Origin of the sequence: Streptomyces sp. NPDC007162, from assembly GCF_040634175.1 — a bacterium.
GTDB lineage: Bacteria > Actinomycetota > Actinomycetes > Streptomycetales > Streptomycetaceae > Streptomyces.
Window position 1 is genome coordinate 1 of sequence record NZ_JBEYFC010000262.1, and the last position, 12,059, is coordinate 12,059.

The following is a 12,059-nucleotide window of genomic DNA, read 5'->3' on the forward strand; positions in this document are numbered from 1 at the left end:
GTTCGGCGCACCACCGCGCGGCCGATGGGTTCAACGTGCCGGCCATGCTCCACGCCTGGCACGGCGGCGAGGCGATCACACCGTGAGTGTGGCCGGCGAACGGCCAGGTCGGATACCGGGCCACGTCGGTCCGGACCGTCAACTGCCCCGCCGCAGAACGGGTCTTGCACGCCCACGGATCCCATTCCAGCCCGACGTCGCGCGCGCCCAGGACGTGCAGGGCTCTGCTCCAGCCGCCCGGCCCCGCGAAGAGGTCGAGTATCACGTGGCCAGCCCGAAGCCGTCCTGCGTCAGTGAGTCGGCGTCGCCGCGGCAGGCCCAGGGCGAGCAGCCGTCCTCGACGCCGTTCTCCAGGACGTCGGCCTCGTCCATGCTGATCTGCTGGGTGGCTCGCTCGGCCGCGGTGACGTGGTCGATCGGCGCCTGGCTCAGCGGGACGCGGGAGCGGTGGAGGAACGCCTCGCCGAGGAGTCGGCTGCCCGACGCGTTGGCACGGGCATTGCCCTGCCGGATGGCTGTGTCGAATTCGACGACGTCCGCCCACTCGGACGGAGAGGTGTCCCTGATATGCCGCCACTGGGCATTTCCGTGGAACGGGCACCCCAGGCAACTCGATTTCGGGGTATCGGCCAGCCCGAGTGAGGTCAGGTAACGCACGCAGTCTGCTCTGCTCCAGGACATGTCCAGAAGCGGGTGCCGGTTGCGCATGTACTTGACGTCAGCGTCCTTGGCCCGATGGAATTCATCGGTCGAGATTCCCACCCACTGTTCGACGAACACCCCCTTCGGGATGCGTGTGGGATAGGGGTAGCCGAGCAGTTCGCGGACCTTCTGCTTGATCGGCTTCACCTTGTATTCGCCGGTACACTGGCGTCGGGTCATTCCAGGCCGCCCGTCCTGATTGAGAATGTGGAGCGGCATGGAGGCGAACCGGTGATCCGGATCAAGGGCGTCTTGTCGGATTTTCCCGGCCGACACACGGAGTACGGATATTCCCGCCGGTGCGGCTATCTCCTTTTCTAGCCGGTCAAGGTGTGCATAGACAGCTAGGGGTTCCCATCCTGTGTCGGCGAAAATGGCGTAGTCGACCCGGGGGAGAATGCCCTCGGCTGACAGAGCGAGAAGCGTGCTGGATTGAACTCCGGCGCCAAGGGAGAGGGCGCGGAATCGGGGCTGATCTGAAATGGTCTGTCCTGGGAGTAGGGAAACGAGGGCGCTCTCACCGACGGTCGCGGGTGATGCCGGCGGCGACGTAGTGGCATCCGGTCGCGCTCAGGTCGAGCTGGTGGGCGGCGTCGGCGAGGTGTTCGGTCATCTTCGGGATGGCCGCGGCGTGGCGAGCGGTGTGCGTGGAGGCGTCGTCCGCGGGATAGCCGGGGAATGGAGCACCGTCGTAAGGGTTGGCGAGCAGCGGCTGGCGAGGTCGTTGCCGGCCAGGGAGGAGGCGACTGCGACCGAGGCCAGGCACTCCAGGCTGGAGCGGCTCCCGGCGACGCTGGTGTAGGCCCTGGATTCGAGCGTGCCCAGGTGGACGAGGACGGTGGCTGTCAGGTCCTGGGCCTTGAGCAGGAGCGGGCTGATCTGGCGCAGTCGTCGGTGCCGGGGGTGTAGGAGAGGTCCCGTACGCGAGTGTGCAGGGCCTCGAAGTCGAGTGCCAGAGCGCGCAGTTGTTGTACCTGGTCTGCCAAGTTGAGCAGAGGCATGGAGTGGTGTGACTCCGGAGGATCGGTCAGCGGGTCCGGGCGGCTGACTCGGCGGGGGCGGGCGCGGGTATCGTGCCGGGGGGACTTGCGCTGTGCGGGCTGCTGATGGCGGCGGCCAGGGCGATGGTGCCGGCCGCGGTGAGACGTACTCGGTCTTGGAGCGGTCCACCCATGTAGGCGGAGGGCGCGGACTTCGGCACGCGTTCCGCGAGGCCGCTCGTCTCCAGCGACCGCAAGGTGCCGATGAGCACGCGCTCGCTGCGGTAGCGGACGTACTGCCGGCCGAGGGAACTGGTGGCCACGACGTTCCCGCAGCCGATCTCCCACAAGGCGGTGCGGTGCGTGGAGGTCAGCCGGTAGCGCGGAGCGTTGCCGGTACTCCCGCGTCGGTGTCGTATCTCGTAGGCGAGGGTGTCGGCGCACTCCATGGCCGCCTCGGGTGCCAGGGCGGTCAGCGTGCGGGCCGTGTGGGGCCCGTGGTCCGCGGATGCGCTGCTTAGGAAGGCGAGCTGCTGGAGCCGGACCACTGCGTCCGACAGCTCGTGACTGTGGAAGAGACGTTCGTCGGCGACCGCTTTGATCGCGGCGCGGGTCGCGGCGGCGAGTTGCTCTGCGGAACCGGCGTGGGCGTCGAGCTCCGACGATGGGCCGGCCCGCAGGAGCCGGTCGAGCATGTCGTTGTACTGCACGTACTGGTCAGCGAGCAGCAGCAGCCGCTCGATGGGCGTCGGCGGGGTGGCTACGTCGAACAGGAGGCCCTCGGACGGTGTCGTCATACGCGGCGCCGGGTGGCGGGGACCGGTGACGTGGCGGGGGCCTGCTGCGGGCTGTGCCGGCGGGCGTCGGATATGAGCTGACGGTCCTCGGCGCGCTCCGAGAACGAGGCGAGGCGGCGGGAGAGATGTCGGGCCACGGCGCGATAGGTGGTGGCCGCGCGCTGCATCTCGTCACCTGCGCGGCGGAGTTGGTCACGGCTGGTCGCGGGGGTGGAGTCGGCGTCCTCGGACAGCAGGATCTCGGTGCGGTGGTGGATGGCGAGGTTGCACAGCGTGGCGGCCAGGGAGATTTGAGCGCAGGCACCGGCCAGGTGCGCCAGGTTGTCGGCGCCGCCCTTCATCGCGGGGTACTGGCTGACCGACAGGTCGTGGAGCTGGCGTGTGCACTGCATCGCCAGCTCGTGCACCTGCAGGCTCAGGGGCGTGATCTCTCGGACGGGCTTGGCGATCTCGCCCTCCCGGATCCGTGTTGCCTGCGCGGACAACTCCTGCAGGGCGGGGGCCACTTCCCCGAGAAGGCGGGTGTGTTCGGTCAGGTCGGCGGTGTGCAGGACAACTCCGGTGGCGGGGGCAGTACGGGAAGTTGGACGATGGTCGGCCGGTTGCCGTGCTGGAGCGGGCTCGGTCACGGGGCTTCCCACAGCAGGCGGGCGACGCGGTCGTTGCCGTGGCCGGACCGTGGGCGGGAGGAGGTGTGCCATCCGGCCCAGGGCGGTCGGCTGGCGATGATGTGCCACCCGGCGCCGCGCAGTGATGCACCGCTCTCGCCGTCCTGCGTGTAGCTGACCAGGCGCCGGTAGCCGAGGGCCTTCGCCGCGCGCCACGATGCACCATAGAGCAGCGAGTTGGCGTTGCGGGTGCCGTCGCCGGCGGACCGGGTGACTTCGAGGGTGGTGCCGTCGTCGAGGTGGCGGGCGACGGGCCGGCCGACGATCGCGACGGCGCGCAGGACGCCGGTCTTATCGGCGGCGCCGACGGCGAAGATCTGTCCTGCGGGCGGCGGGTGGTGGCGGTGCCAGGTCCGCACGAACTCCTTCGCCTGCCAGGAGCGGACCGGCACCAGGTGCAGCGGGGTGTCGCTCACACGGCCTTCTGGAAGTCGGACTGCGTTGGCGTGTGCTTGGCGACGGCGCGGGCGGTGATCGCCTGCGAGGCGCGGGCGGAGGCTGCGGACAGTTCCTCCGCGCCGGGCTCGCGGTACCACGGGCGGAGGTCGAGCATGGCGGCGCGCATGCCGGTGGCGAAGCAGAGCGCGGTGCCCTTGGGCAGGGCGCGGATCGCGTCGGCGGGCAGGATCCGCTCCTGCCGCATCGAGACCGAGGTGCTATTGCCGGACTCCGAGTGCGAGGTGGAGGTGGTCTCCACGTCGTGGTCGCCGATCAGGCGGGACAGCTTGTCGGCGAAGTCCGGGTCGTCGATGCCGGAGCCGATGACCTTGACGGTCGAGGCGGACCACATGGCGTCCATGCCCGCGTCTCCCCAGACCCTCTGGCCCTGGCGGTAGGACTGGAGGATGGTGATCGGGATGATCCCGCGGGAGCCGAGGTGGGAGTACAGGTCCGGCAGGTCGCTGATCTTGCACACGTTGGCGGCCTCGTCGAGGATCGCCAGCATCGGCGGATCCAGGCGCCCGCCGGCACGTTCGGCCTGTGCGGTCGCGGCCCGCATCACCGAGTCCGCGCACGCGGCGATCAGCGCCGAGGCGCCGCCTCCGCCGTCCTTGCTGAGCAGGAACAACGTGTCGGTGGACGTGACGAACTGCTCCGGCCGGAATTGAGGGACGTCCTTCTGCGGGGTCACCCACGCGGCGATCTCGGCGTTCAGGAGCGCGGAGGCGTACTGCCGGGCGGTCTCGTAGATGCCGTCCCTCGTCTCCGGGGGGCCTTCGACGGTTCCCTTGAGCTGAGCGGCGACGGCGGTGAACTTGTGGTCGCGCAGGATGTCGAGGGGCGTGCGGTCGGCGGGGAAGGCGAGCCACTGCATGATGTCGGTGATCGGGCGCTCGTCGAGCGCTGCGGCCAGCAGTAGTTGGGACAGGATGTTACTGCCGGCCTTTGACCAGAAGTCGCCCTGCTGAGACGCATCGACGCTTGCGGCCAGGAAGTGTCCCGCGAGCCGGTTCGCCCCGTCCAGGGTTCTCGCGCTGGCGAGGGGGTTCCACCACATCGAGCGTTCGGCGTGCGCGATCTGCTGCGGGTCCATGGTCCACACCGTCCCCGCCCGGGCCCTTGCCTCGTAGGCGGTGGTGAAGGCGTCGCCGGCGGCCTTGTTCGACGTGAGCAGGACCGGGCCGGGTGCGCCGAGCATGGAGGGGATGGCGAGCGAGGTGGTCTTCCCGGAACGCGGGGCCATGATCGCGACGGCGACGTCCTCGAACCCCATCCGTACTTGGTGGCGGCTGCCTTGCAGGTTGCCGAGGAGGATGCCGGTGTCCTTCGGCTCGATGTGCTTGGTGTTCTTCAGGCTGGGGCGCAGGGAGCGGGCTTTGTCGGTGATCGCCTTGGCCATCAGCGGCTCGATGTCCCGGGCCTTGGCCATGCCGGTGATCTTCTTCCGGCCTCCGCTTCGGTTCTTGTGCTGCGCCCACAGGACGCCCGCCCCCGCCCCCAGGGCGAGGAACAGGAGAACGGGGACGATGCGAGCACCGATCAGCAGGGACGTCTCGCCTGCGGTGGGCCAGACCTGCTCGGGGTGGAGCAGGGCGTTGGTCGGCTGGTAGGGGGCCCAGCTGGTGCCGGTGAGGTAGGCGGTGATGTTCCCGGACAGCCAGGCCAGGTGGGCGAGGGGGACGACGACGGAGAGGACGCCGAGCAGGAGGCGCAGGACGAGGTCGTATCCGTCGGTGTTGCTGTTGGAGGAGGAAGGGGGCAAGGGCTCCGTGCTTCCGGGCGGGGAGGTGGGGGTCAGCGGCTGCGGCCGTGCCTGGGCGGTGTTTGCCGCGGAGGGAACGGGACCGTCGGCGGGGTGGCGTGCCGGGCAGCGACGGAGTGAACGCGGTCTTCCAGCGCCCCAGCGACGCGTACGGCGAGTACGCTGGTGGTCTCGCGGGTGACGATGTTCGGGCCGAGGGCTGACAGACCGCGCCCGCCGTGGGTGCGGGGCAGGGGCTTCGGGTCGGCGAGCGCGGCGGTGAACGCGGCGACGAGGCGTGGCGGGGTGTGGGCGCCGAAGCGGCCCTCCCAGACCTTCCGGCGCGTGCCGAGGGGGACGGTGAAGAACCAGGCTCCCGGATCGGCCGGTGTTCCCGGACGCTCGACGTACGCCTTCTCGTCGGGGGATACGAGGCCGTCGTCGAAGTACCGTGACCAGCCAGCCTGCCGGAGTGCCCCGTACGGGTCGCACGGCGCATCGGCGGCCAGGGCCGGATCGGTGAGGGCGTCGGTGACGGCGGCGATCAGTTCGACCGGAGTGCGGGCGCCGAAGCTCGCGTACCAGGCGGGCCGGTCCGGCTCGGCGGCGTGGTACAGGGCCCACCACTGGTTGTCGGGGTCGGGCTCCAGGCGCAGGAGGGCCTTCTGGTCGGGGGTGGAGAGCAGGACGCGCGGCATCAGGGGGTCGTCGCCGTGGCTCCATCCGCAGGCACGGTGGAGGGGGACGGTGATCCAGGCGGGGTCGCCGCCGGCGAGGTGACGCGGGGCGACGAAGTCGACCTCGACGGTCTCGGGAGTCAAGGGCATGGTCACTTCCGGGCCAAGTTTCTCCGGACGGGTGCGAGGTCCGATGCGGGGACCAGAGGAGAAGGGGCCTTGCGGGCCGCGGTGTTGATCTCCCGGAGCGCTGTGCCGTGGGTGGCCCAGTCGTCGAGGTAGCTCCACGATTCGGCGTGGTGCTCGGCGAGGGCGTCGTCGAAGTCCGGTGTGCCGGGCTTGGCGGTGGCGGGGAGGGCGTCGCGGGTGAGCAGCCATTGCTGGTGCAGTTCGTCGAGCCGGTCGAACGCTGTGTGCAGGACGCCCAGCTGGTAGACCCAGCGGCTCTGGACCGTCTTCGCCGGTAGTTGGGTCAGCTGTGTCTCGGCGGTGGCCAGCAGGTGCCGGGCGCCGTAGCGGAGGGGCTCGAACGCTTCGGCGGTGTCCGCGTCGCGCTGGCTCGCGCGCAGGCCGTAGGCGTGATCGTCGTAGGGCCAGCCGTCGAGGTCGGTGTGCTCGTCGGAGTAGGTGTCCCAGGCGTCGAGGATCTTCTTGCTGTCCCGCACGTAGTGGTCGAGGTGGCGCAGGAAGTCGCGGTGTGCGTGGTGGTCGAAGAGGGGGATGGGCAGGGTGTCCTTCCAGGTCAGCGGCGCGCCGGTGTCCGGGCGGCGTCTGGGGCAGGGGGCGTGGCGGACCGGCTGTTCTGGCGCCGGGCGGCGCGCGCCCGGGCCCGGATCGCGTCGAGCCGGGCGGTGTGTGCCTCGACCACCTGCTTGGGGGTGAGCGGGCTGGGCTCCTGGACGACGCTGTAGTGGGCGGTGCGATCGTGCATGCCGCGCTGCAGGGGGCTGGGGTCGGCGAGCGCGGTGACGAGGGCGTTGACCAGTGGCCGGGGTGTGCGGGCGGCGAACCGGGCCTCCCACAGGCGGGGACCGAAGCGTCCTCGGTCGGGATCCCGCACCTCGATGTGCCAGGACACCTCGGAGTCGTCGCGTTCTTCGGTACGCCGTTCAACGCGACACGTTCCGTCCGGCGAACTGGCCGCGCCCTGAGCGTCGATGAGCCAGCCCGCGGCGTCGAGCACGTCCAAAGGGGTGGCGTCTGTCGGGGGCGTGGAGGCGACGAGGGCGTCGGTGAGGCCGCAGATGATCTCAGCGGGGGCGAGTTCGCCGAAGTGGGCGTACCAGCCGTGTTCATTGTCCGTGCGTTCCGCCCACAGCCGCCACCAGGCGAACATGCCGGCTCCCGGATCGAAGCCGAGGCTGTAGCGGTGGTCGGGGCTGGTGAGCACTATCTCGGGGCTGAGCGGGTCGGAGGTGCGCTGCCATCCGGCGACGGCCAGCCCGTGGGTGATGTGCCGTGGGTCGCCGGGACCGGCGAGATGGCGGGGGCTGGTGTCGAAAGGGATCCGCCAGGCGTGCTTGTCGGCGAAGGCGGCGAGCTGTCGTTCGCTCAGCGACACGGGCAGGACTCCCGCTCGCTCGTCGGCGAACTGCCGTACAGGTCGCGGAGATCGTCCAGCACGTAGTGGAGGGTGTGCTGGTCGGCCAGTTCCCACGCGGCCGTGCGCAGTTCGGTGATCAGAAGGTCGCCGTGCGCCGTGCGCGGTGTGTCACGGTTCTCCTGTACGGTGCGGGCGAGGGCGCGCAGCGTGTCGGCGAACTGGGCAGGCAGTCCCGTGTACTCGTCGAGGAGAGGCTCGACGAGGGCGAGGGCTTGTGCGGGGTCGGGGTTCTCGCGCAGGTAGTCGGTGAGGTCCGCGAGCGTTTCGGTCAGGGCGCGGATCATGTCCGGGGTGAGTGCGGGCATCGGGCTCCTCGGGGCGGGACGGTCGCGGGCAGCGGCGGGTGTGTGCGCCGCCGGCCGGGGTGTAGGGGCGGGCGGTCGTGCTCGGCCTGGTGCTATGGGCGCTGTTGCGGGCCCAGGTGGCGGCGCGGGCCGCCGTGATACGGGCCTGCTGCCAGGCACTGAGCTGGGAGGGCTTCACGGACACCGACCAGGTACGGATCCGCGCGCTCATCGGCACGCGTCCGCGCGGGCGCATCACGGGGTCAGGGCTGGCGAGTTCGCTGGAGAAGGCTTGCACCAGGTGCATCGGGGTGTTCGGCGTGAAGGTGGCCGTCCAGCTGTTGCCCTGTGTGTCCTACGCGCCGGTCCACCACATCGCCGCCCCGTCGGGGCTCTGCCAGTACTGTAGCCACGCGGTGCCGTCGGGGCTCGTCGTCGTGTAGTCCTGGCCCTCGAACCGCGTGTGCCAGTCCTGCTCCAGCAGCGGGGCCCAGATGTTGGGGGCGTGGGCGGAGCGGGGGCGGGTGAGGGCGTCGGTCAGACCCGCGAGGATCTCCACCGGGGTCTGCCGGCCCAGGTGGGCGTACCACTCGCCGTTCGCCCTGCCTGCCCGGCCGTGGAGGGTCCATCCGCCGGGAAGGCTGTAGGGGTCGTAGGCGACACGGACGGTGCGGTCCGGGCTCTCCACGAGTAAGGGGCCACCGGACCTGGACTTGTCCCGCCATCCCGAGGCGCGCAGGAACTCCGAGACGTGCCGGACATCGCCGCCGCCGGCGAGCGCACGGGGCTGGACGAGGTAGTGCTGCTCGGCCTGCTCGCCGGGGCCCCAGCCCTGCCACTGCTTCTTCTTCACCGGTGGCGCCGGACGACGAGCGGTGCGGGCGCCGGGGGCTTCGCCGCAGTCGTGGCGGGCCGGGCGCCGACGGTCTGGAGGGTGTCTTTGTGTTCGTCCAGATCGAGGGTGATGTCGCCGAGTTCGTTGGAGGCACGGCCCAGGGCGAGCCACACCTCCGCGGGGAGCGCGCCGCGCTCTGCCTGGTCCTTGGCGAACACGCTGCCGGTGGCGACGAGATGGGTGACGCCGCCGAGGATTCCGTTGTCCGGGTCGAGCACGCGGGCGATGACCTGCGCGGCCTGGGGCGGGGGAAGCTGCGAGAGGTGGTCGGTGAGCTGGCCGAGCTGGCGGGCGATGGCGTCGGCCAGTTGCACCAGGTAGGGGGTGGGGTGGGTCATGCTCCTCCGGGTCGGTGGACGGTCAGTGGCGGTGGCGTTGCCCGAGGCGCTGTGTCTCGGCGAGGACGGCCTTCGGCCAGCGGGGAGGTGTGGTCGGGGCCGGTCGGAATGCAGGAGCGCAGATAGCGGCGGAAGAGGGCCGTGGCGAGTCGGGGCTTGAGCCGGTTGCTGATCGGTGGGGGTGTGCGGGTTGCTACGGGCTTCTCCGGTTCAAGGTCGGTGAGATGGGCGGTCCCGCCGCGGTACCGGGACCGCCCAGGCGCCATACGGGGTGCGTCGGCCGACGCGCAGGCAATGGGGGAACCGATTGGCCGTCAGGGCCTTGATGTAGGTCTTGACGTCCTTGCCGCATCCGTCGGCCAGGTTAGCCGTGAGGCTCTCCGCGGTCAGCGGCAGCGCGATTCCGCAGGCCGGGCGCGGCCCGCCGGCGATGGTGAGGCAGTGACCGGCCGCTGTCCAGAGCGTACGGCGTGGTTGCGGGCGTGGAGGATGGCGCGCGCGGCCTCGCTCATAGAGGTGGCGGTGCTTCCGAGCCGCGCGAGGGGATCGGTCTTCCCGGCGGGCGCGGTCTCCTGGAAGTCGTCTGCGGCGATCCAGACGCGGACGACGACTTCTCTGACGAGGGGCAGCAGCCCCTGGACGGGGGGCGGCGATCTCGGTGAGGACCTCGGCCACCTCGCTGCCGGTGGTTGCGGTAGCGGCTCGCTCGGCGAGTCCCGCCAGATAGCGCAGGGCGGCCTCGCGTTCACCGTCCGGGACGACCAGCATGTTCAGTGCGGGGTCGAGGTAGACGCTGTGCCCGGCGGCGAGCAGAGCGTGCGAGGCAGCGGTCGCCTTCAGCCGCTGCTGCTCCACGGGCAGGCCGTGCGGAAGCCGGTGATAGTCCCCACGCGGGCCGGGGGCGGAGAGGAAGCCCCCGGTTCGCTGGAGAATGTCCGCGGCCTGCTCGGTGCCATCGACGGCCACGACCAGGCCGGTGCGAGGGTCCCTGGTGATGGTGACGTACTCCAGCACCCAGAAGTCGGGCTCCGTCTGCGTCACCGAGACCGGGCGGTCGTCGTACGCGCGTTGGCGGGGACGGGCGACGCGGTAGCGGGCGCGGCGGCGGGCGCGGTCCGGCCCGCGGGATGCTGCAGAGCGATGCCGATGCCGAGCGCGTCCAGCCGCGGGCCGATCTCGCGCAGGGTCCGGGCCTGGACCTGGGTGTCGTCACCGCTCAGGCGGTAGATGCCGCTCTGCGGATCATGGACGAAGCCGTGGGCTGTCAGGACAGCGCTGGAGCGGTCGTCGGCGGGTGCGGTGGCGATGCTGCCGTCCGGCTGCCAGGTCAGGACGACCCGGTCCGGCTGGGAGGGCCGGATGTGGCCCAGGGCGTGGTGGCGGGCCTGGGCGAGGGCGCTGTCGTAGCGGGCGAGCAGGTCGCCGGCTATCTGCTCGGCGCCCAGGAACGGGTCGTCCGCCAGGGCGATGCCGTTGGGCTCGCGGACGGCGCGGTACGCCTCGTTGGGCAGGGCGTGCGGGGCGACGGCGGCGACGAGGAACCCGTCGCGCTCGTCGTACCGGTCCACAATGACGAGCTGCGCGCCGTCGGGCCGGCTCAGGACGGCCGCTTGCTTCAGCGGGTGCTCGGCGAGGGAGGCGGCGACCAGGTCCAGGTCCCATATGCGCTCGGCGAGTTCGGCGAGGTCGTCCTTGGCATCCGGCTCCAGGTAGGAGCTCGTCCAGGTGTCGGGGAGTTCACCGGCGAGAACGTCGGCGTACGAGGCGAGGCGCTCGGAGGTGTCATGGTCGTGCATGGTGTCCTTGGGCAGTTGCAGGGGGTCAGCGGCGCAGGCGGGTGGCACTGACGGGCGGTGGCGCCGGGGCCGGCAGTGCACGCGGCGGTGGTGGGCAGGCGCACACCGCGGAGCGTTCGGTCTCGTGGTCGGGAACCTGTTCGAGACAGGCCCGGCGGCCGGGGTGAGGGGCGTACCGGTCGGCCAGCCGCTCGCGGGCGTGTGCGAGGTCGGAGCGGATGACGCGTACGTATTCGTCGGCGAGGTAGCGCAGGCGCCGGGCGGTGTAGGGGTCGGAGGGGTTGCCGAGGCCGTCGAAGAACTCCGCCAGGGCGCCGAGGGTGTCATCCAGCCCGGCGAGGACGCCGTCGTGAGGCGCGGTCAGTTCGGTGAGGATCCGGGCTGCTTCGTCGGTGTCGGTGGCTTCACGCAGACGCTCGGCGAGGCGGGAGACCGAGGAGCCGAGGGCGGGATAGCGCACGGGCCGGGCATCGGAGTCGAAGTGCGGGTCGCAGTCGACGTGGTACCCGGCTGCCCGCAGGCGTGCGACGGCGTTGGTGGCGAGGCGGGACTCGTCGTCCTTGGCGAGGGCGGCGGGGGCCCGGTGGTAGGACTCGTGGAGGCGGACGACGGCGACGAAACCCGCGCGCTGAAGGATGCTGTGGGCCTCGGAGTCACCGCCGCGGGCGAGGAGTTCGTCGGAGTGCGGGTCGCGGCGGATGTCCAGGAAGCGGTCAGTACGGGGCAAGGAGACGTTTCTCCCGGGGAGATCGTTGGGCGTTGGGCCCGACGGCGATCACCGGCCGCTGCGGATATCGGCGATGTGCACGAGCTGGCCCAGGGCGGTGGTGGTGTACCAGCCGCAGTCGATCAGCTCGTCGCGGCCGGCGAACCGGGCCAGGAGCGTCTCCTCCATGGCCCGCAGGTGGATCAGGCAGTCCGGGCAGCGGCGCGAGAGGTGCACGAGGTAGCGGGGGTGGGCGGTGACGTAGGACTGGGCACCGCCGGTCGCATCCCGCAGCCGCCACCCGTCCTCGTCGGTCGGGGTGTGCCAGGACGGGGCGACCACGCGCATCGCGTCGCCACATAGTTCCCCGCCGGCCACCCCCTTGAGGACGACGACGGTGTCACCGGCCTGGAAGTGGGCGTGGGTGACGT

At 71.1% G+C, this 12,059-nt stretch carries 16 protein-coding genes and 1 pseudogene; all 17 read right to left on the reverse strand.

Translation table 11 applies throughout. The features are described 5' to 3' along the window. Window positions 1–265: DNA cytosine methyltransferase (locus tag ABZ646_RS27075; protein ID WP_360524025.1), on the reverse strand; the 265-nt coding region annotated here is incomplete at its 3' end. Further along, window positions 262–1,185 (reverse strand): hypothetical protein, encoded by a 924-nt coding sequence (locus ABZ646_RS27080; protein WP_360524068.1) that lies wholly within the window; start codon window positions 1,183–1,185, stop codon window positions 262–264. The genes ABZ646_RS27075 and ABZ646_RS27080, both read right to left, overlap by 4 nt. Window positions 1,186–1,547: 362 nt before the next feature. After that, window positions 1,548–1,703 (reverse strand): hypothetical protein, encoded by a 156-nt coding sequence (locus ABZ646_RS27085; RefSeq protein WP_360524028.1) that lies wholly within the window; start codon window positions 1,701–1,703, stop codon window positions 1,548–1,550. Window positions 1,704–1,729: 26 nt separating this feature from the next. Next, entirely contained in the window at window positions 1,730–2,479 is a 750-nt protein-coding gene (locus tag ABZ646_RS27090; protein ID WP_360524031.1) for a hypothetical protein, read from the reverse strand. Next, a complete protein-coding gene (locus ABZ646_RS27095) occupies window positions 2,476–2,985 on the reverse strand; it encodes a hypothetical protein (protein WP_360524033.1) in 510 nt (169 codons plus the stop codon). The genes ABZ646_RS27090 and ABZ646_RS27095 overlap by 4 nt, the downstream gene beginning before the upstream one ends. Window positions 2,986–3,104: 119 nt before the next feature. Then, entirely contained in the window at window positions 3,105–3,563 is a 459-nt protein-coding gene (locus ABZ646_RS27100) for an XF1762 family protein (RefSeq protein WP_360524036.1), read from the reverse strand. Beyond that, window positions 3,560–5,350, reverse strand: coding sequence for a TraM recognition domain-containing protein (locus ABZ646_RS27105; RefSeq protein ID WP_360524039.1), 1,791 nt, complete (start codon window positions 5,348–5,350; stop codon window positions 3,560–3,562). The genes ABZ646_RS27100 and ABZ646_RS27105 overlap by 4 nt, the downstream gene beginning before the upstream one ends. 32 nt (window positions 5,351–5,382) lie before the next feature. Further along, window positions 5,383–6,156, reverse strand: a complete 774-nt coding sequence (locus ABZ646_RS27110; RefSeq protein ID WP_360524042.1) for a DUF317 domain-containing protein — start codon at window positions 6,154–6,156, stop codon at window positions 5,383–5,385. Between the two features lie 2 nt (window positions 6,157–6,158). Beyond that, on the reverse strand, window positions 6,159–6,671 hold the full coding sequence (locus ABZ646_RS27115) for a hypothetical protein (RefSeq protein ID WP_360524045.1): 513 nt from the start codon (window positions 6,669–6,671) through the stop codon (window positions 6,159–6,161). Window positions 6,672–6,748: 77 nt separating this feature from the next. Beyond that, the gene (locus ABZ646_RS27120; protein ID WP_360524048.1) at window positions 6,749–7,567 is read right to left on the reverse strand and encodes a DUF317 domain-containing protein; all 819 of its coding nucleotides are present in this window, start codon (window positions 7,565–7,567) and stop codon (window positions 6,749–6,751) included. After that, window positions 7,558–7,914 carry a hypothetical protein gene (locus tag ABZ646_RS27125; protein ID WP_360524050.1) on the reverse strand — a complete coding sequence of 119 codons (357 nt, stop codon included), beginning with the start codon at window positions 7,912–7,914 and terminating at the stop codon, window positions 7,558–7,560. Before ABZ646_RS27125 ends, ABZ646_RS27120 begins: the two co-directional genes overlap by 10 nt. Window positions 7,915–7,945: 31 nt before the next feature. Further along, window positions 7,946–8,746, reverse strand: a pseudogene (locus ABZ646_RS27130) (DUF317 domain-containing protein); the annotation flags it as partial. After that, complete coding sequence (locus ABZ646_RS27135) at window positions 8,743–9,126, reverse strand: hypothetical protein (protein ID WP_360524053.1); 384 nt, start codon at window positions 9,124–9,126, stop codon at window positions 8,743–8,745. The gene ABZ646_RS27135 and the pseudogene ABZ646_RS27130, both read right to left, overlap by 4 nt. Before the next feature lie 210 nt (window positions 9,127–9,336). Continuing rightward, window positions 9,337–10,167, reverse strand: a complete 831-nt coding sequence (locus ABZ646_RS27140) for a hypothetical protein (RefSeq protein ID WP_360524056.1) — start codon at window positions 10,165–10,167, stop codon at window positions 9,337–9,339. Next, window positions 10,164–10,922 (reverse strand): hypothetical protein, encoded by a 759-nt coding sequence (locus ABZ646_RS27145; protein ID WP_360524059.1) that lies wholly within the window; start codon window positions 10,920–10,922, stop codon window positions 10,164–10,166. The genes ABZ646_RS27140 and ABZ646_RS27145 overlap by 4 nt, the downstream gene beginning before the upstream one ends. A gap of 25 nt (window positions 10,923–10,947) precedes the next feature. Beyond that, window positions 10,948–11,649, reverse strand: coding sequence for a hypothetical protein (locus ABZ646_RS27150; RefSeq protein WP_360524062.1), 702 nt, complete (start codon window positions 11,647–11,649; stop codon window positions 10,948–10,950). Window positions 11,650–11,697: 48 nt separating this feature from the next. Continuing rightward, a partial coding sequence (locus tag ABZ646_RS27155) for a hypothetical protein (RefSeq protein WP_360524065.1) occupies window positions 11,698–12,059 on the reverse strand: 362 nt, incomplete at its 5' end.

Bases quoted from the DNA above. Each gene is read 5' to 3' on its own strand.
- ABZ646_RS27110 (WP_360524042.1), bottom strand. From the start codon at position 6,156: ATGCCCTTGACTCCCGAGACCGTCGAGGTCGACTTCGTCGCCCCGCGT.
- ABZ646_RS27085 (WP_360524028.1), bottom strand. From the start codon at position 1,703: ATGCCTCTGCTCAACTTGGCAGACCAGGTACAACAACTGCGCGCTCTG.
- ABZ646_RS27125 (WP_360524050.1), bottom strand. From the start codon at position 7,914: ATGCCCGCACTCACCCCGGACATGATCCGCGCCCTGACCGAAACGCTC.
- ABZ646_RS27090 (WP_360524031.1), bottom strand. From the start codon at position 2,479: ATGACGACACCGTCCGAGGGCCTCCTGTTCGACGTAGCCACCCCGCCG.
- ABZ646_RS27135 (WP_360524053.1), bottom strand. From the start codon at position 9,126: ATGACCCACCCCACCCCCTACCTGGTGCAACTGGCCGACGCCATCGCC.
- ABZ646_RS27145 (WP_360524059.1), bottom strand. From the start codon at position 10,922: ATGCACGACCATGACACCTCCGAGCGCCTCGCCTCGTACGCCGACGTT.